This is a genomic window from Collinsella sp. HCP28S3_E12 (assembly GCF_052065595.1).
Taxonomy (GTDB): domain Bacteria; phylum Actinomycetota; class Coriobacteriia; order Coriobacteriales; family Coriobacteriaceae; genus Collinsella.
In genome coordinates, this window is sequence record NZ_JBQHTS010000006.1 from 26,227 (window position 1) to 43,754 (window position 17,528).

The 17,528-nt window shown below is 60.4% G+C and carries 17 protein-coding genes; 1 reads left to right on the forward strand and 16 read right to left on the reverse strand.

The features are described 5' to 3' along the window. Positions 1-79: 79 nt before the first annotated feature. Positions 80-343: an HPr family phosphocarrier protein gene (locus ACTNBY_RS03645; RefSeq protein WP_441063398.1), complete on the reverse strand. Its 264-nt coding sequence runs from the start codon at positions 341-343 to the stop codon at positions 80-82. A 506-nt stretch (positions 344-849) separates the two neighbouring features. Next, positions 850-2,859 carry a fructose-specific PTS transporter subunit EIIC gene (locus ACTNBY_RS03650; protein ID WP_441063400.1) on the reverse strand — a complete coding sequence of 670 codons (2,010 nt, stop codon included), beginning with the start codon at positions 2,857-2,859 and terminating at the stop codon, positions 850-852. Between the two features lie 271 nt (positions 2,860-3,130). Between ACTNBY_RS03650 and ACTNBY_RS03655 the strand changes: the two genes are divergently transcribed. Beyond that, complete coding sequence (locus tag ACTNBY_RS03655; RefSeq protein ID WP_154515542.1) at positions 3,131-3,988, forward strand: MurR/RpiR family transcriptional regulator; 858 nt, start codon at positions 3,131-3,133, stop codon at positions 3,986-3,988. A gap of 220 nt (positions 3,989-4,208) precedes the next feature. On the opposite strand, the gene ACTNBY_RS03660 is transcribed toward ACTNBY_RS03655, so the two are convergent. The 14 genes from ACTNBY_RS03660 to alaS all read right to left on the reverse strand — a co-directional run bounded on the left by ACTNBY_RS03660 (position 4,209) and on the right by alaS (position 17,403). Continuing rightward, positions 4,209-5,837 carry a DNA repair protein RecN gene (locus ACTNBY_RS03660; protein ID WP_441063401.1) on the reverse strand — a complete coding sequence of 543 codons (1,629 nt, stop codon included), beginning with the start codon at positions 5,835-5,837 and terminating at the stop codon, positions 4,209-4,211. After that, positions 5,827-6,687 (reverse strand): NAD(+)/NADH kinase, encoded by an 861-nt coding sequence (locus tag ACTNBY_RS03665; RefSeq protein WP_441063402.1) that lies wholly within the window; start codon positions 6,685-6,687, stop codon positions 5,827-5,829. Before ACTNBY_RS03665 ends, ACTNBY_RS03660 begins: the two co-directional genes overlap by 11 nt. Further along, the gene (locus ACTNBY_RS03670; protein WP_441063459.1) at positions 6,684-7,487 is read right to left on the reverse strand and encodes a TlyA family RNA methyltransferase; all 804 of its coding nucleotides are present in this window, start codon (positions 7,485-7,487) and stop codon (positions 6,684-6,686) included. The genes ACTNBY_RS03665 and ACTNBY_RS03670 overlap by 4 nt, the downstream gene beginning before the upstream one ends. A gap of 8 nt (positions 7,488-7,495) precedes the next feature. Next, positions 7,496-7,762, reverse strand: coding sequence for an exodeoxyribonuclease VII small subunit (locus tag ACTNBY_RS03675; RefSeq protein ID WP_154515533.1), 267 nt, complete (start codon positions 7,760-7,762; stop codon positions 7,496-7,498). Positions 7,763-7,764: 2 nt separating this feature from the next. Then, complete coding sequence (gene nusB / locus ACTNBY_RS03680) at positions 7,765-8,349, reverse strand: transcription antitermination factor NusB (RefSeq protein ID WP_427717322.1); 585 nt, start codon at positions 8,347-8,349, stop codon at positions 7,765-7,767. Positions 8,350-8,352: 3 nt separating this feature from the next. Then, positions 8,353-8,715, reverse strand: coding sequence for an Asp23/Gls24 family envelope stress response protein (locus ACTNBY_RS03685; RefSeq protein WP_441016288.1), 363 nt, complete (start codon positions 8,713-8,715; stop codon positions 8,353-8,355). A gap of 24 nt (positions 8,716-8,739) precedes the next feature. Continuing rightward, positions 8,740-9,303, reverse strand: coding sequence for an elongation factor P (gene efp / locus ACTNBY_RS03690; protein WP_154515524.1), 564 nt, complete (start codon positions 9,301-9,303; stop codon positions 8,740-8,742). Positions 9,304-9,462: 159 nt separating this feature from the next. Continuing rightward, positions 9,463-10,593, reverse strand: a complete 1,131-nt coding sequence (locus tag ACTNBY_RS03695; protein WP_441063403.1) for a M24 family metallopeptidase — start codon at positions 10,591-10,593, stop codon at positions 9,463-9,465. A gap of 132 nt (positions 10,594-10,725) precedes the next feature. Continuing rightward, positions 10,726-11,835, reverse strand: a complete 1,110-nt coding sequence (locus tag ACTNBY_RS03700) for a hypothetical protein (protein WP_441063404.1) — start codon at positions 11,833-11,835, stop codon at positions 10,726-10,728. Next, the gene (locus ACTNBY_RS03705; protein ID WP_154515515.1) at positions 11,832-12,365 is read right to left on the reverse strand and encodes a shikimate kinase; all 534 of its coding nucleotides are present in this window, start codon (positions 12,363-12,365) and stop codon (positions 11,832-11,834) included. Before ACTNBY_RS03705 ends, ACTNBY_RS03700 begins: the two co-directional genes overlap by 4 nt. A gap of 8 nt (positions 12,366-12,373) precedes the next feature. Then, complete coding sequence (locus ACTNBY_RS03710) at positions 12,374-12,871, reverse strand: YqeG family HAD IIIA-type phosphatase (protein ID WP_117646451.1); 498 nt, start codon at positions 12,869-12,871, stop codon at positions 12,374-12,376. Continuing rightward, entirely contained in the window at positions 12,868-14,307 is a 1,440-nt protein-coding gene (gene mltG / locus ACTNBY_RS03715; RefSeq protein WP_441063405.1) for an endolytic transglycosylase MltG, read from the reverse strand. The genes ACTNBY_RS03710 and mltG overlap by 4 nt, the downstream gene beginning before the upstream one ends. Next, positions 14,300-14,728, reverse strand: coding sequence for a Holliday junction resolvase RuvX (gene ruvX / locus ACTNBY_RS03720; RefSeq protein ID WP_035138185.1), 429 nt, complete (start codon positions 14,726-14,728; stop codon positions 14,300-14,302). The genes mltG and ruvX overlap by 8 nt, the downstream gene beginning before the upstream one ends. 17 nt (positions 14,729-14,745) lie before the next feature. Then, on the reverse strand, positions 14,746-17,403 hold the full coding sequence (alaS, locus tag ACTNBY_RS03725; protein ID WP_441063407.1) for an alanine--tRNA ligase: 2,658 nt from the start codon (positions 17,401-17,403) through the stop codon (positions 14,746-14,748). Positions 17,404-17,528 lie beyond the last annotated feature (125 nt).

Here is a 17,528-nt window from a genome sequence, read left to right on the forward strand (position 1 = left end):
AAGAGCGCAGTTCCCTTTAAACAGGTCACTGCGCCCCCAAATATGAACTTAGTTGTTCAACATGCGACCCGTTTGAGTTCTACTCGCCAAGACCTCTCTTGATGAGCTCGATGGCAGCAGCCAGAGCCTCGGCCTCGTCAGCGCCGTCGCACTTGACCTCGACCTCGGTACCGCAGGGGATGCCGGCAGCCATGAGGGCCATCGGGGACTTGCCGTTGACCTCCTTCTCGGGGGTGACGACCGTCACGTCGCAGGCGTACTTGCCCATGGTGGAGGCGAAGAGACCAGCCGGACGCATGTGAAGACCCTGAGGATTAACGAGGGTAGCCTTCTCAGAAACCATAATTGACTCCTTTTTTGTGTTTAACCCCTATCAGCAATGCGACAGGAGCCATATTCACGACGTTGATTATATTAACTCACATCAAACGGTTTTTCATTATGTTTCGCACGAATTGTTGGACAGATGTCGTTCCTGCACGCTCGCCTGCCGGGCGGGGCGGTTAAGTTTGCTGCTCTACAGTCCTGCGCAAGACGGAAAGCACATTAAGTGCTTTCCTTTGCGTGCGGAACTCGCGACAAACTTAACCGCCCCGTCCGGCAGGCGAGCTGCGGAAACTCGGTCGGTCCAGAGCAATATCGTGCGAACGAAATTTTGGCTGATAATTTGTTCGCCTGGTTGATCTGGTTGATGGGGCTATCTATGCCCTCTTGTGAACCGAGGAATATGCCGAACTATCGGCAGGAAGGAAACGCCCCTCAGTACCGGTTTACTTGAAAAAAGGCGGGGACCCCTGATGGAGTCTCCGCCTTATATACAGGGGGCGATGTTATTCGCAAGCTGCGGGATTAGACCAGACGGGCGTTGATCGTCTTAGCGATCTCGGCAGCGTCGGTGGAACCCTTAACGGTGGCACGGAAGCCCTCGTCCATGAGCGCCTCGGCGACCTTGGACAGGATCTTGAGGTGCGTGGTGCCGGCCTGGGCACCGGGGATGAGCAGGGCAATAGCCACGTTGACAGGAGCGCCGTCCATGGTGTCCCAACCGGTCACGCCAGAGTCGTCCTTGACGACGATGACGGCGGCCTCGGTAATGGCATCAGACTTGGCATGCGGAATAGCGAAGCCCTCCATCATGCCCGTGGTGCCCTCGGCCTCGCGGGCCAGGAAGGCGTTCATTACGGCGTCGGCGTCGTCAGCGATACCGGCCTTGACAGCCTGGTTGGAGACAAAGCTCAGGGCCTCGTCACGAGAAGCAAAATCCTCGGCGACAAAAACGTTCTCGACCTTCACGAAGTCGGAAGCCTCAGCCTTGGGGGCCTCGACGGCAGCGGCCTTGGGAGCCTCGACCGGCTTAGCGGCAGCGGCGGGAGCGGCCTTCTGTTTCTTCTCGAAGTCATACTTCTTGAAAGCAACGAACAGGATGCCACCGACCACGGCGCCGATGAGGATCGCGAGGACCCACAGCGGACCGTTCTCGACAACGGGCAGGACCAGGAAACCACCGTGAGGCGCCGGGTCGTGGACGTTGAACATAATGGTCAGGATCGAGGCGATGGAGGAACCGAGCATCATGATGGGCATGACGGGCCAGATGTTCTTGGTCATGAACGGAATGGCGCCCTCGGTGATGTGGGTGCAACCAAGGATGAGGTTGACGATACCGGCGTCATGATCCTCCTGGCTGAAATACTTCTTGCCGACGATGACGGCAAAGGTGGTGATCAGCGGCGGAACGATGCAGGCGGCGGAGACGGCAGCCATGAAGTTGGTGCCGAAGTTATAGGTGTCGGTGCCGACACCGGCAGCCAGGGCCTCGGTGAGCATAGCGGTACCGGTGACGTAAGCAGCCTTGTTGACCGGGCCGCCCATATCAAAGGCGCACATGCAGCCAATGGCAAGACCCAGGATAACAGCGCCAGAGGCAGACAGACCCTTGAGGAAGTCCATCATGGCGGTGTTAATGGCAGCCATGGGGCCGGAGATGCCGAGCATGACCAGACCGACGATGGCGGTCGAGAACAGCGGGTACAAGAAGATAGCCTTGAGGCCGTCCAGGTTCTTGGGCAGCTTGGCAAAAACCTTCTCGAGCAGCAGGATGACATAGCCAGAGAGGAAGCCGCCGACGATGCCGCCCAGGAAGCCGAAGCCCACGCCGGCACCGCCGGCATCGATCATGCCGGTCTCGGCATTAACGGGCAGGCCCTGGATGGCGATCATACCGGCGACAAAGCCGGGAACGAGCGCCGGGCGCTTGCCGATGGACTCGGCGATATAGGCGGAAAGCACGGGAACCATGAGGTTCATGGCGATGCCGCCGATGATCTTGAGCATAGCGGCAAAGCTGTTGTAGTCGGCAGCCGTCGAGTCGAAGGACGTGATGCCCCACAGGAACGAAACGGCGGTCAGAACACCACCGGCAACGACGAAGACCAGCATGTGGCTGACGCCGTTCATGAGGTGCTTATAGATGATGTGACCGATGGACTCCTTCTCCTCGACCTCATCCTCGACATCGGCAGCAGCCGCAACCGTGTCGTCGCCCTTGGCGGCGAGAGCACGGTCGATCAGCTTGCCGGCAGCCTCGACGGACAGGGCCTTGGAAACACCGACGGAAACCATGGGCTTACCGGCGAAACGCTCCGCCTGGACATCCTTATCGGCTGCGACGACGACGGCCTTGGCACCGGCGATCTCACCCTTCGTGAGTTCGTTCTCGACACCGACCTGGCCATGAGTCTCGACCTTAATGGTCAGACCGCGCTCGGCAGCTGCCTTCTCCAGCGCCTCCTTCGCCATGAAGGTGTGCGCGATGCCGGTCGGGCAACCGGTGGCGGCGATGATGTCAAACTTAGCCATGTGTCCCTCCTTCTTGAGTACTGCGCCCGCGGGCGCTCCCCTACACGCGCTACGGTGCGCGCTTTTCCACTCCTGAAAGATACCAAGCCACCGCTTATATGAGAAGCAATCAAGCCTATTTCTCCGGTGAAAGGTTCTTTCACAACCGTAAACGGTCGATGAAAGTTTACCATCAACTATTGAAACAGCAAGGTGTATCTTGTAATTGATTTCCCCGTATACTAGAGCGGCACACAACAAGACAGCTTTTAATGCCAACCAGGAGTCATCCATGTCCGATAGCAGCAAGAGCGCACTCTCCCTTATTAGCACGCACAAGGGATACAGCGAGTCCGAGCAGCGCATTGTCGACTATATCCTAGAGCACCAGTCCGAGGCACCGCTCCTAACAGCCGCGCAACTCTCGCGCGCCGCCGCAACCTCCGAGGCCACCGTCTCGCGCTTCTGCCGCAAGCTAGGCTTTGGAAGCTTTCGCAGCTTTCAGTTTTCGCTGGCGCGCGATCTGGAGAGCCAGCGCAATGAAGGCCTCACAGACGAGGTCTCGCTTGATAATATGGAGCAGAGCCTCAAAAACATCCTCGCCGCAAAGGTCAGTGAACTCAATGCGACCATCGATGGCATTGATCACGATACACTGGCAGCCGTCGTACACGCGTTTAAGAACGCAGGGGCTATCGAGTTTGCAGCCGTAGGTAATACCAACGCCGTTGCGCTCGACGCGACGTTTAAGTTTTCGCAACTGGGCCTTCGCTGTATGTCAAGCACCATCAGCGAGACATCAATCGGCTTTGCGCTCACGTTGCGCCCCGGCGACGTTATCGTGCTGATCTCGAACTCTGGCAAGTCGCGTCGACTGAATCGCATGGCAAAAGCGGCTCGAGGCTGTGGTGCCACCGTAGTCGTCATCAGCAGCGACAGCAAGTCTCCGCTTGCTCGCCTAGCCGACTACACCTTTAATACCGTGAACCACGAGGCGCTACTCACCACGGGCGACTTTGCGTTCTCCAAGATCAGCGCCACGATGATCATCGAGGTTATCTACAACTTCCTGCTGCCCGAAATCGAGGACGCCCGAGAGCACATCAGCTACTACGAAGAGCTTATCCAGCCGGATAAGGTCGTGGAATAGAAATTTTGGCGAGCCGACAAACGCCACTCGCCACGAAACCGGCCCATCTACTACGTTTTATCAGTATGGCCCAACCACATACCGAAAATAGAAAAACCGCAGGCGTTCTACCTGCGGTTTTCTTTTTGCAATTCAAGGCGTGGTTGCCGATAGCCTATTAAACGTAGTAGATGGGCCGGTTTCGTGGCGGCCGGGTCGAACATACATGTAACGGCTCGGCCTAAGCACGCGCTTCCTCGAGCATCTGCTTAGCGTGCGCCAAGCTTGCCTCCGATTGATCGCCACTCAGCATACGGGCAATCTCTGCGGTACGGGCGTCCCCGGCCACCTCATCCAGATGGGTTTGGGGAACGTCGCCGGGCTCTTTGCTCACCACGTAATGTTTGTCGGCCATGACGGCGACCTGCGCCAGGTGCGTTACGACAATCACCTGATGCGTTGCGGCAAGATCTGCCAGAACGCTCGCAAGGGCGCGTGCAGTAGAGCCACCAACACCGGCATCGACCTCGTCGAACACCAACGTATCCACGCCGTCCGCGTTACCCAAAACAACCTTGCTCGCCAACATGACACGGCTCAGCTCGCCGCCAGACGCAATGCGGCGCAGGGGGCGCGGCGTCAATCCGGCACCGCTACGATACAAAAGCTCGTAGCTCGAAGGGCCCGCCGGCGTCCACTCGGCGCGCGGAAGATCGCGCGAGTCCCAAACGAGCTCGGCGCCGCCCATCTCCAGGCGCGCCATCTGACGGCCAACCTCGTGACAAAAGCGCGGGGCTGCCGTATTGCGTGCACGCTTAAGTGCCTTGGCGGCGGCGAACAGTTCGCGCTCTGCCGCGCCAAGCGCTTCGCGCGCCTTCTTAATCTGCTCATCACCATCGTCTACCAGCGACAACAGCTCTCGCGAGCTATCGCGCATAGCAAACACGTCGTCCATGGTGGGACCCCACTGACGCAAAAGTACCTTAAGATCGGAATACCGCTCGCGCATACGAGCCAGCTCGCGCGGATCGAAGGCGACCCCATCGCGATAGGCGCGCAGCTCGTTGGCACAATCCTCGAGCGAGATGCAGACATCCGAAAGCGCATCGGCGATATCACCCAACTTGCGATCGACAGTAGCCATGCACGAAAGCTCCGCCACGGCGCTGTTCACGGCATCGAGTGCTCCCCCTTCGGCAGCAAGCGATGTATGGGCATCGTTGGCCGTTGCCACCAGCACCTCGGCATGCTCGGAGCGCGGCAGCAGCTCCTCGAGCTCCTCATACTCACCCGGCTTGGGGTCGACCTCGGCGATGCGCTCCAGAGCGAAGCGCGCTTCCTCGACACGACTCCCCTGCGCGCGTGAGGCCTCTTCGATGCGACGGACCTCTTTGGCAGCCGCGCGAGATGCCTTAAGGCAAGCACGATAGCGATCGAGCGCCTCGAGCGCCGGGCGCCCCGCCCATGCATCGACCATGGCAACATGATGCGCAGGGTCGAGCAGGCGCTGGTGCTCGTGCTGGCCGCAAAGATCCATCATCACGCCGACGCGCTCCGAAAGCTCACGCACGCTGGCGATGCGGCCGTCAATTTTTACGCGGCTGCGACCCTCGGCAGAAAGGCTGCGCTGCACGGTGAAGCCCTCCGTGTCGTGCGGACCGTCAAACAGGCGCGCCTCGACGTTGGCAAGCGTCTCGCCCTCGCGCACCGTCGACGAATCCGCGCGCTCGCCCAGAATGAGTTTAAACGCCGAGAGTAACGCGGTCTTGCCGGCGCCGGTTTCTCCGGTCAGAACCGTTAAGCCCGCGCTCGGAACCAACGTCGCCTCGCGAATGAGGGCAATGTTGGAAACCTGCAGCTCATCGATCATGACGCACTCCGTAGAACACGCGGCTCACCGAGTTATAGAAGCTCTCGGGGCCGTAATCCAGCAGCAGAACATCGCCGGGACCGCGACGCACGGCCACGCTCTCGACCGTGCCATCGCAGGTAATAAACTGTCCATCGATGGCGATCGCAGGCACGCTCGGGCGGTCATCGGACATAAAGATCTCGACGACATCGCTTGGCGAGGTCAAAAAGGCGCGGGCCTGAATGGTATGTGGGGCGATGGGCACGCAAACCATGCCCGTGTAATCGGGACTGACGATGGGGCCGCCGGCAGAAAGCGCGTAGCCGGTGGAACCGGTCGCTGTCGAAACGACGACGCCGTCACCGCGCAGGCGGTCAATATGATGGCCAGACACCGTGATGTCGAACTCAACCATATCGGACAGGGGCCCGCGCGTAAGCGCCATATCGTTAAGGGCAAACGTGCGCACGACATCCTTCGTGCCATCTTCGCGCACCGAAACGATATCCGCGGCGAGGGTGGCGCGGCGACTCACATGGAGCTCACCAGAAAGGGCATCGCTCACGACCTGCAAAATATCGCGATCCTCGGGGCTCGCAGCCGTCAAAAAACCCAAATGACCATAGGAAAGGCCCAGAATGGGGATCTCGCGGTAGTTGAGAATGCGGGCGGCACGCAACAGCGTGCCGTCGCCGCCGAGCGTAATGACCAAGTCGGCATCGTCAACATCGGGCGCACTCTGGAGCTTGGAACGCTGATCGGCAGCCCATGCGACCTCGTAGCCCTGGCGCGAAAGCCAAAGCTCGAGCATCAGGCCGCTCTCGACCGCCTCTTGCTTGTAGTAATTGGGAACCAGAAAGACCTTCATAGCGTTGCAGCTTTCTCGCTCAAAGCCGTTACCTGTGATTGCAGCTCATCGTCGGCACGCTCGCCAGAGGCAAACCTCGTGCCGTACAGGAAAAATTCGACGTTGCCCTTGGCGCCATGGATGGGCGACACGCACACGTCGAGCGGAAACAGGCCCTTGACGGCAAAGAGCTCAATCGCCGCCACAAGCGTATCGCGGCGGACGGAGGGGTCGGTCACGATACCACCCTCGCCCACCAGCGCAGCCGGCGCCTCAAACTGCGGCTTTACGAGCGTGCAGAACGAACCCGAAGGCTTCAGGCACGCCAACACGGCGTCGATGATATGCGCGATACTCGTAAACGACACATCGCAGACAGCCAAGTCGATAGCGCCGCCGTAGCCAAGCTCGGGCAGTTGTGTCACGTTGGTGCGCTCATGGAGCCTCACGCGCTCGTCTTGACGCAGCGACCAATCAAACTGAGCGCGACCCACATCGACCGAAACGACCGTTGCGGCGCCACGCTTGAGCAGGCAATCGGTAAAGCCGCCCGTGGAGCAGCCCACATCGAGGCAAGCAAGGCCCATGGGATCGATCCCAAACGCATCGAGCGCGCCCTCGAGCTTGAGCCCGCCGCGCCCCACGTAGGGAATACGCCCCTTCACGTGCAGGGGCAGACCGGGCGTCACCTTAAGGCCCGGCGAGGTCAAACGCTCGCCGCCACTCGAGACCAAGCCGGCCATAAGAGTGCGAAGGGCATCCGCGCGATCGGCGCAGATGCCCTGTGAAATCAGTTCGTCATCGAGACGCACGCGTTTCATGAATGCCATCAACCATTCGTATCCGGAGACGCGGCCTGGCTATCCTGGGATTCGTTTGCCGCATCCTCATCGTATTCCTGCTCGAGCTTATCGGCCTCACGAGGCGTCAACTCAAACTTGTCGACCATATCGACCGCACGGGAGCCAAGTTCGATCGCCTCGTCAAACAAATCGAGCGAACGCTCCAAGGACGTATCCTTGGAGCGAACGGTAGCGATGATCTGGTCCAAGCGGTCCGAGATCTCGTCGAAGTTGCGGACGGAACCCTCTGGCATGGCTACTCCTCGACGGTACCGGTCTCGACCTCGGCGACCTCGGCACCCTCGTCGAGAACGCCGGCCGCAGCCTGAGCGGCTGCAACCTTGGCGGCAGCCTCGGCGGCCTGGGCCTCCTCGCGGGCGCGGTCCTCGGCCAGCAGCTCCTGATACAGGTCCTCGCCCGGCAGCTCCTCGCTACGCGCGATCTTGCCCAGCACGCCATTGACAAACGACGCGGACTGGTCGGTGCCATAGGCCTTGGCAAGCTCTACAGCCTCGTTGATCACGATGGCGTCCGAGACCTCCTCGTCGGTGAGGAAGCGCATCTCATAGACGGCGATACGCAGCAGATTGCGATCGGCGCCGGGCATGCGCATAAGATCCCAGTTCTTGGCGATGGAGCGCAGGGCGCAGTCGATGCGGTCGATATACTCGTAGGCACCGCGGCACAGCTCCAGAGCGTAGGGGTCGAGGGGACCCTTCGAGATCAGGAAATCGCCCTCGAGGACGCGCTCGAGCGGGCTGTCCGTCGCCTCGGCCTGGAACAGCAGCTGCAGCGCCTGACTGCGGGCAAGCGTACGCCCGCGATAAACCTTAAGGCTCAAAGGTTACTCCTTGGGGAAAACGAGGCCGTCGATGCAAACGTCAACGCGCTCGACCTCGACGCCTACCTGGGCATCGATAGCTGCGACCACGGCGGAGCGAACGGCCTCGGCGAGTTTCTTGAACGGATAGCCAAAGAACACCACGACGCGCACGGTGAGTGCGAGCTTGTCGCCGATGACCTCGGCCTCTACCGCCGGATCGGAAGCCGGGGACTTGGACGAAAGCATCATGGAGACAAGGTTGGTGGCAAGGTCCTTGACGCCCACGGAGGCGATGCCCTCGACATCCGTGACGGCGCGCGAGACGATGGCGGTCAGAACATCGGGCGAAATACCGATGCCGTCAATCTTGATTTCCTGGGGCATGAGTCCTCCTAGAAGAGTTGGTTGCTAGACGCGGGAGACGAACTTGCCGTCGCGGGTGTCAACCTTGATGACCTCGCCCTCGTTGAGGTACATCGGGACCTGGATGACAGCACCGGTGTCGATGGTGGCCGGCTTGGTGGAACCCTGAACGGTGTCGCCCTTAAAGCCCGGGTCGGTCTGGACGATGGTGGTCTCGATGAACATCGGCGGGGTCACGCCCATGAGCTCGTCGTCGGCGAAGAGCAACTGGCAGGTGTCGTTCTCGCGCAGCCACTTGGAGTTCTCGCCCACCATGTCCTCGGGAACGGGAACCTGCTCGTAGGACTCGTTGTCCATGAAGATGTAGTCGGCGCCGTCGTTGTAGAGGTACTGGAACTCACGGGTGGTGAGCATGACGCTCTCGAACTTGGTACCGGCGTTGCAGGTGTTCTCGACGACACGACCGCTCTTGATATCGCGGGTCTTGTAGCGCACAAAAGCACCGCCCTTGCCCGGCTTGACGTGCTGGAACTCGACGATGGTGTAGACCTTGTCCTTAATGCGGAGACCGAGGCCGTTCTTGAAGTCGGCGGTAGAAATGGTAGGCATAGCGACCTTTCTTGTTATGGGTAGAACGCACAAGCGTCCAAATTACATACGAGCGAAATTATACACTTGCAGGCGGCGCCTGCGGCGAGCGCATAAAAAGAGAACGCGGGGCGCCCGAATCATTTCGGACGCCCCGCTTCCAAAATCAAACTGAATGGCTTAGCAGTCGATGACGTGCAAGTCGTGCGGGGTCTTGGTGAAGGGCTCATAGCCGTTCTCGGTGACAACACCGTAATCCTCCAAGCGCACGCCGCCCACGCCGGGCAGGTAGACGCCGGGCTCCATGGTGACAACCGAGCCGACCTCGATGATGTTCTTGCTGCGGTTGAAGTTGGGCAGCTCGTGGATGTCGATACCGACACCATGGCCCAGGCCATGGTTGTAGTAATCGCCATAACCGGCATCGCCGATGATCTTCTTGGAAAGCTTGAAGATATCGTTACCCTCGACGCCCGGATGGATAGCGGCGACGCACTCCTCGTGGGTGCGGCGCACGAGCTCGTACAGGTCGAGCTGTTCCTGCGTGGGCTCGCCCATCACGACGGTACGCGTCATATCGGAGCGATAGTCGCAGTAGCCCGCGCCATAATCCATGAGGACGAAATCGCCCTTCTCGATGACACGGTCGCTCGGGACGGCATGCGGGTTGGCGGTGTTGGGACCGCTCGCGACGATGGAGCCAAAGGCCAAGCTGTCGGCACCGTTGGCGAACATAAAGTTCTCGAGCTCGTTGCGGACCTGCTTCTCGGTCATACCGGGCTTAATAAAGCCGAGCATGTGCTGGAAGGCGGCATCGGTGATCGACTGCGCGTGTCGCATGAGCTCGATCTCCTCGGCATCCTTGATGGCGCGCATCTTACGAATGTCGTCATGCATCAGCGGCAGCATGCAGGCGACGGAGCAATCCTCAAGACCACGCTGAATACCCTGGTAAAAGTTAATCTGCATGTCATCCTCGACGGCGCAGACGCGACACTTGTTGGCCGCGATCTTGCCGGCAACCCAACCGGGGATGGTGCCCTCGTCCATGTCGTAGACCCAGGGGCTGCCGGCGGGCGTGTTCTCCTCAAAGCTGTTGAGATAGCGCGAGTCGGTATGGAACAGGCATTGATCGGCCGTAATAAATGCGGCGTGCGGAAACTCGAAGGTGTAATCGAAGACGCCCTTTACACCCGTGAGCCAACGGAGGTTGGCCTCATCGCGCACGACGATAGCGTCGTAGCCGCGCTCGACCATCAGGGCACGGACACGCTCGATACGACCGGCAGGACCGGCAGCAAACTCAGACATTCAGATTCCTTTCTTATTGTCCTCAAAAAGAGCAGGACGGGCTTCAAACGAATAGCCGAACCACAAGCGATTCGCAACCGATTGAAAACCCGTCCCTCAAAATGATACGAAAGACGATGGATGTCAATAAAGTTAAAAAAGTTCCTTGCGAGAAGCCAGATACGCCTGCGCATGGCGTTCGAGAATCTCGTCCTCGACATTTGTCAGGCGAATGGCGCCGAGCGCCGCGGGCAGCGGCAGCATGCTGCGGTTTGAGCGGGCAAACTGCTGCTTGCGGAACTCCTCGATAAACGCGGTGGGCTCCAAGTCGAAGGCAAGCTCTTCGATGCCAAAGTCCTCCAGGCAATCGTCGACCTCAAACACATTGTCGATATCGAAGTCGCAGGCATCATGTGCTAGGCGCGCCTCAAAGCGCATACCCTCGGAAAGGAGCTGGCATGCGGGAACGTTAGCCGCGGCCTCGCCCAGGCAGGCGCGAAGGGTGCGCTCCCCTGTCTTACCAAAATCGAGTGCATGGCGAGCACTGGGGTTCGTGGCCATGAGCACATCTTTGCGCGCGGTCTGGGACCACTGCACAGCATTGACGAGCGCGACCTCCTCGCCGGAAAGAATCTCGGGAACAGTCTCGGTAAACTGATTCCAGCGGGACTTACTGCTCGAAAGCATGGTGCCAACAAGCACCACATAGCCGAGCTTGAGATCCTCGGGTTCCGCCTCGCGAACAAGGTCGAGGTCACACACGACCAAGCCCGATTCGGGACGGAACGCGATAGCGGGAAGCGCATTCGACGACGAGGCGACGAGCGGCTTCATGGTCGTCGCGACCGTGAGCATGGCGTCGAACGTTGTCGGCAGCAAGGCGCACTCGGTGCGACCGCACCACTGATTAGCACACCAGCTAACAACCGAGCAGGTTGCGGCATCACCAACGGCGACAACCAGATCGTCGCAGGTAATGCCGTTGGCAGATAGGGCGCCAAAGATGGCATCGGCATCGGCCAGCGTGGCACCAGCAGGCAAAACCTCGAGTGGGAGCTGCGACACGACAAAACCGGCATCAACCAGCGCATGCTCGACGACCTCGCCAAAATGCTCTGACGTGGCGTCGTTCCAAACCACCAACGCGCGCTTAGGCTTGCCCACAGCCGAGGCAAACATGCGCGACAGCTCCTCGAACGCGCCCAATCCGACGCGGACATCGACACTGCGGTTTTGAAAATTGATCAGTTGACGGCGAATCATAGCAGCCCACGCTCCAAAAGCATCTCGGCACAAAGGTAGGAAACGTCCTCGAAGGACTTGTTGCGAATATCAAGGGTAATATCGGCGGCCTGGCGATATAGCGGACGGCGATGCTCAAACAGGCGCGCGGCATGCTCGGGCGAACGGAAATCGGGACGCGTGTCGGACCGACGAATCTGGCGAATCGAATCCTCAAAGTCACCTTCGAGATACACACAGATTCCCATCTGGTGCATAAGCTCAATATTCACCGGAGTCTCGACGATACCTCCGCCGCAGGAAACCAGCAGGCTGCGCTCGCTTTGGAGCGAACGGAGCGCCGAGGTCTCGAGCTCGCGAAAACGTTCCTCGCCCTCGGTCTCAAAAATCTCGGTCACCGATTTACCGCAACGACGCACGACAAGGCGGTCGGTATCGATAAAGCGACGTTTGAACATAGTGCCCACGTTGCGCGCAAGCGTCGATTTGCCCGCGCCCAAAAAGCCGATAAAGAAGATATGGTCGCAGCCGTGTTTGGTGTGCTGGGACATAGCGAGACCTATTCCTCGCAGGGAAGGTCGCGCAGGGCCCGGCGCTCAAAGATACGGAAGATCTGCGTATACCACAGGTCCTGAGTGGCCTGCGGCTTTACCAGGATGGTATCGACGCCGGCGAAATTGCCGCTCCACACGTCGGTGTAGAGCTGATCACCGATCAGCACCGCCTCGTCGGCCGTGGCGCCGAGGCGCTTAAGACCCGCCTTGAGGGCAAACGGAGCCGGCTTCATGGCGTGGCTAATGGCCTCGAGTCCCAGCTCGCGTGCCGAGCTCATGACCTGATCGCGATGCCAGTTGTTAGACACCATGCACAGCTTAAAGCCTTTGGCGCGGGCGGCGTCGAGCCAAGCGGAAACCGCGGCGGGAACCTGCTCGGTGTCGCGCGGCACCAGGGTGTTATCGCGATCGAGCAGAATGGCGCGTTTGCCGTCGGCCCACAGGGTATCAAGGTCGATGCGGTCAACGGATGCAACATATCGTTTGGGGCTGAAAATCCTCATGTTAAATTCCAAGACTGTTGGTGCTCTTCGTAGGTTTGCGAGAAGTACTCCTCGTCCTGCGTAATGTAGAAATACAGGTCATCGGAGTCGGTCGGCTCAAGCGTGGCCTTGAGTGCCTCGAGCGACGGGGAGCAGATGGGGGTGGGTGGCAGACCCTCGTGCTTATAGGTGTTGTATGGACTATCGCTCTGCAGGTCGTCGGCGGAAACCTCGCCACCGGTGACATACATCATGGTCGCATCGCTGTTGAGATAACGCAGACCGTCGAGCTTGCCGGCAAGGCGGTTGTAGAAGACCGAGGCGACATGTGCGCGCTGCTCGGCGTTGAGACCCTCGCGCTCAACGATGGAAGCGAGATTGATGATGTCGTAATCGGACATCTCCACGCCGTAACGCTCTTTGATCTTGGCCTCGCACCCGGCAAAATCGAGAGACTTGTACTCGGTGTTGAACTGATCGAGCATGGCACGGATAACGTCATCGGCGCTCGGGTCCTTGCCCAGCGAATAGGTCTTGGGGAACAGAAAACCCTCGAGCGAATCGTTGGCGGCGCCCTTAAGGAAGCTATAGTCGTCCACGTAGTTGGAGGCCTTGGCCTGGTTGAGGAAGTCTTCCTTAGAGATGCTGTCGTAGGCCTGGGCCACACGGTCGGCGACTTGATCGACCGTTAGACCCTCGGGAATAGTAAGCGCATTGGAGCCCGCATTGGGGCCTTCCATGAGCTGCTGAACAACCTTGGTCGCATCCATGAATGTGGTGAACGAATAGGTACCAGGCTTGAGCGACATATCGGCATTGAGCTTTTTGACCGCCGCATAGTAATCCTTGGGATTTTCGACGATATGGTTCTCGGAGAGGATCGAGGCGATGGTGTCGCCCGAAGCACCGTCGGGAATGGTCACCGTAACCTGCTGACCAGCCGTAACCTTCGTATCCTCACCGGCAAAGAAGCCCTTGACGGCCGGCACGACAAAGAAAGCGATCGCAGCAAGCGCGAGCACCGCCACCACAACGCCGATGATCATGGGAACCGGAGAACTCTTCTTTTGAGCACCGCGTCGAGCACGCGTGTCGTAGCTCGAGCGGGTCGCCGGAGCTACGACACGCAAACCGCGAGCATGATGCGAATGCGATTGGGTAGCCTGCGTTCGCCGGGCAGGTGCCTGCTGCTTAAAGCGGGTACCGCCTGCAGGCTGGGCCGTACGAGCAGTGGGCTGCTGAGCCGCGCGAGAAGCCGGATGCTGAACCGAACGAGCAGAAGGCTGCTGACCCGTCCGTTGAGCAGGTTGGGCTGAACGAGCGAAGGACTGCACCGGGCGCGCGCCAGGCTGAGCTGCGCGCTGCGTCGGCTGTGCCGGACGCTGGCCAGGCTGGGCAGGGCGCGACTCGGGCTGACGTGTACGATTCGGCTGGCGCGGATCGGAAGCGCTAGGCATGCGAAACCTCCTCGTTTTTACGATCGAGCCATGTCTGCAAAAACAGGCTGGCGGCAATCATGTCAATCTTGCCCCTCATCTGCTTTTCGTTGAGGCCCTGCTCGCGCAAGATACGCTTTGCCTCTTGCGAGGACAGACGCTCGTCCTCAAACTCCAACGGAAGATCGAGCTCGTCGGCGATCTTTTGTGCCACGGCGGCAACGCGCTCGGCTTGAGGACCAGGCTCACCGGCCATGGTCAAGGGACGTCCGCTTACCAGGATGTCGGGCTCATAGTCCTCAACCAGGTAACGGAACGTCTTAGCCATACCGGTAACCTCGGCGGCCGGGAGTACCTTGACGGGCATCGCCATCTTGCCATCACGGCTCGAGACGGCAATGCCAATCCTGGTCTCCCCTATGTCCAGTGCGAGCGCGACCACAACGACTACTTCGGTTCTTAGGCGCCCAGCGCGGTCTTAGCGGCCGCGAGGGCATCGGCGATACCGGCAGCGTTCTTGCCACCGGCCTGGGCCATGTTGGGACGGCCGCCACCACGACCATCGACCAGGCCCGCGATCTGCTTGATCACGTTGCCGGCGTGGAAACCGGCCTTGACGGCGTCATCGGAGCCGGCGGCAAGCAGGGCCGGGGTGCCCTTCTCGGTCACGCTGGCGACGACGCAGGCGACAGGGCCGGAAACCTTCTGGTGCACGGTATCCCAGACGTTGCGCAGGTCAGCAGCCTCAAGGCCCTGGAGCTGAGCGACGACGAGCTTGTAGCCGTCGAGCTCGACGGCTCCCTCGATAGCATTGGAGATAGCGTCGGAGGAGCCACCGGTCAGGGCCTTCTTGAGCTTATTGGCCGTCTCGCGCAGCTCGGCCTGCAGGTTCTCAACGCGGGCGGGAACCTCGTCGACGCGGCACTTGAGCGCAGCGGCAGCGGCGTCGACGAGTGCCAGGCGGTCGGCCATGTAATCGAGAGCGCCCTTGGAGGTCACGGCCTCGATACGGCGGACGTTGGAGCCCGTAGAGGACTCGGAAATGATCTTGAACAGGCCGATCTCGGCAGTGTTGGCGGCATGGGTGCCACCGCAGAGCTCACGGGAGAACGGCTGGTCCTCGGCGCCCACGGAGACAACGCGGACAACGTCGCCGTACTTCTCTCCAAAGAGGGCGACAGCGCCGGCGGCCTTGGCCTCATCGATGCCCATAACACGGGTCACGACCGGCTTGGAAGCGAAGATCTGCTGGTTGACCAGGTCCTCGACAGCCTTGAGCTGCTCGGAGGACAGGGCCTCAAAGTGGGTGAAGTCAAAGCGCAGGTGCTCGGGCGTCACCAGCGAGCCGGCCTGGGAGACATGCTCGCCCAGGACCTGCTTAAGCGCGGCGTCGAGCAGGTGCGTGGCGGTGTGGTTGCGGCGCAGGAAGCCACGGCGCTCGGCGTCGAGCGCGGCGGTCACGGTGGCGCCGACGGTCAGCGTACCCTCGGCAACGTGGGCGACGTGAGCATACAGACCGTTGTGGTTCTTGGTATCGGAAACCGTCAGCGCAACGCCCTCGGCGGATAGCTTACCGGCGTCGCCCTGCTGGCCGCCCATCTCGGCATAGAACGGGGTGCGGTCGAGCACAACCTCGACATCTTCGCCCGCAGCGGCGGACTCTACAGACTCGCCGTTGCGAACAATGGCGACGACCTTGGCACCCTCGATGGCGTCGTTGTCATAGCCGTCGAACTCGGTCGCGGCGACCTTGTCGGAAAGCTCAACCCACACGTCGTTGAAGCTGCCCCAGGCGTCGCCCTTGGCATTGGCGCGGGCGCGGGCCTTCTGGTCCTCCATGCAGGCGGTAAAGCCGTCCATGTCGACGTCGTGGCCAGCGGTGCCGGCGATCTCGACGGTCAGGTCGATGGGGAAACCAAAGGTGTCATGCAGCTTAAAGGCAACATCGCCCGGAAGGACAGCGCCGTCGGCGAGCGCGGCCAGGGCCTCGTCCAGGTAAACGCGGCCGTTGTCGAGCGTCGTGGAGAAGCGCTCCTCCTCGGAGGCGACGATACCCTTGACGAGCGCGACGTTCTTGAGCAGCTCGGGATAGGCCTCGCCCATCTGAGCGTTGACCTCGTCGATGAACTTGGTCAGGAAGGCGCCCTCGATGCCCAGCAGGCGACCGTGGAACACGGCGCGGCGGAGCAGGCGGCGAAGGACGTACTCGCGGCCCTCGTTACCGGGGAGGATGCCGTCCGAGATCATGAAGTCGACGGCACGGGAGTGATCGGCGATGATACGCAGCGAGCGGCTGGCACCGGAGTAATCGTCGGCGTCATAGGTCTTGCCGCTGATCTCCTCGCCCAGCTTGATGAGGTGCTGCATCAGATCGCCGTCGTAGTTAGCGGTCTTGTGTTGCATGATAGCGGCCATGCGCTCCAGGCCCATGCCCGTATCGAGGTTGCGGTGCGGCAGCTCCGGCATGGAGCCGTCCTCCTGGCGGTCGTACTGGGTAAAGACGAGGTTCCAGAACTCCAGGAAGCGGTCGCAGTCGCAGCCGGGCTTGCAGTCGGGGCTGCCGCAGCCAACCTCCTCGCCCATGTCAAAGTAGATCTCGGAGCACGGACCGCAGGGGCCGGTGGGGCCGGCGGCCCAAAAGTTGTCGTCCTCGCCCAGACGCGAGATGTGATCCTCGGCAACGCCCAGAGAGCGCCACACGTCATGGGTCTCGTCGTCCTCGGTAAAGACGGTGAAGTACAGGCGGTCGAGCGGCAGCTTGAACTCCTTGGTGATGAGCTCAAAGGCCCAAGCGCAGGCCTGCTGCTTGGAGACGCCGCCAAAGGAGAAGTCGCCGAGCATCTCAAAGAAGGACAGGTGACGGCCATCCTCGCCGATGCAGTCGATGTCGTTGGTGCGGACGCACTTCTGGCAGGAGATAGCGCCGATCTCCTTCATGGTCTTCTTGCCCTGGTAATACTCCTTAAACTGGTTCATGCCGGCGTTGGCAAGCAGCAGCGAAGGATCGTCGGGGACGAGGGACGAAGAAGGATAGAGCTTAAGACCGCGCTCCTCAAAGAAGTTGAGGAACTTAGAGCGAATCTCAGCCGTAGTCATTGACGGGTAGTCAGCACTCATAGAGGGAATCTCCTCGGTTTCACATCGAAACAGTTCAAACGTAACGATATTACCATCCCACCGCGCAAGTGCAAAAAAGAGGGTCGCCAAACAGCGACCCTCCAGCGAATTTGCACGTTATTGCC

Bases quoted from the DNA above. Each gene is read 5' to 3' on its own strand.
- ACTNBY_RS03650 (WP_441063400.1), bottom strand. From the start codon at position 2,859: ATGGCTAAGTTTGACATCATCGCCGCCACCGGTTGCCCGACCGGCATC.
- efp (WP_154515524.1), bottom strand. From the start codon at position 9,303: ATGCCTACCATTTCTACCGCCGACTTCAAGAACGGCCTCGGTCTCCGC.
- ACTNBY_RS03700 (WP_441063404.1), bottom strand. From the start codon at position 11,835: ATGATTCGCCGTCAACTGATCAATTTTCAAAACCGCAGTGTCGATGTC.
- ACTNBY_RS03645 (WP_441063398.1), bottom strand. From the start codon at position 343: ATGGTTTCTGAGAAGGCTACCCTCGTTAATCCTCAGGGTCTTCACATG.
- ACTNBY_RS03695 (WP_441063403.1), bottom strand. From the start codon at position 10,593: ATGTCTGAGTTTGCTGCCGGTCCTGCCGGTCGTATCGAGCGTGTCCGT.
- alaS (WP_441063407.1), bottom strand. From the start codon at position 17,403: ATGAGTGCTGACTACCCGTCAATGACTACGGCTGAGATTCGCTCTAAG.
- ACTNBY_RS03670 (WP_441063459.1), bottom strand. From the start codon at position 7,487: ATGAAACGCGTGCGTCTCGATGACGAACTGATTTCACAGGGCATCTGC.
- ACTNBY_RS03655 (WP_154515542.1), top strand. From the start codon at position 3,131: ATGTCCGATAGCAGCAAGAGCGCACTCTCCCTTATTAGCACGCACAAG.
- ACTNBY_RS03675 (WP_154515533.1), bottom strand. From the start codon at position 7,762: ATGCCAGAGGGTTCCGTCCGCAACTTCGACGAGATCTCGGACCGCTTG.
- ACTNBY_RS03685 (WP_441016288.1), bottom strand. From the start codon at position 8,715: ATGCCCCAGGAAATCAAGATTGACGGCATCGGTATTTCGCCCGATGTT.
- ACTNBY_RS03705 (WP_154515515.1), bottom strand. From the start codon at position 12,365: ATGTCCCAGCACACCAAACACGGCTGCGACCATATCTTCTTTATCGGC.
- ACTNBY_RS03710 (WP_117646451.1), bottom strand. From the start codon at position 12,871: ATGAGGATTTTCAGCCCCAAACGATATGTTGCATCCGTTGACCGCATC.
- mltG (WP_441063405.1), bottom strand. From the start codon at position 14,307: ATGCCTAGCGCTTCCGATCCGCGCCAGCCGAATCGTACACGTCAGCCC.
- ACTNBY_RS03665 (WP_441063402.1), bottom strand. From the start codon at position 6,687: ATGAAGGTCTTTCTGGTTCCCAATTACTACAAGCAAGAGGCGGTCGAG.
- ACTNBY_RS03660 (WP_441063401.1), bottom strand. From the start codon at position 5,837: ATGATCGATGAGCTGCAGGTTTCCAACATTGCCCTCATTCGCGAGGCG.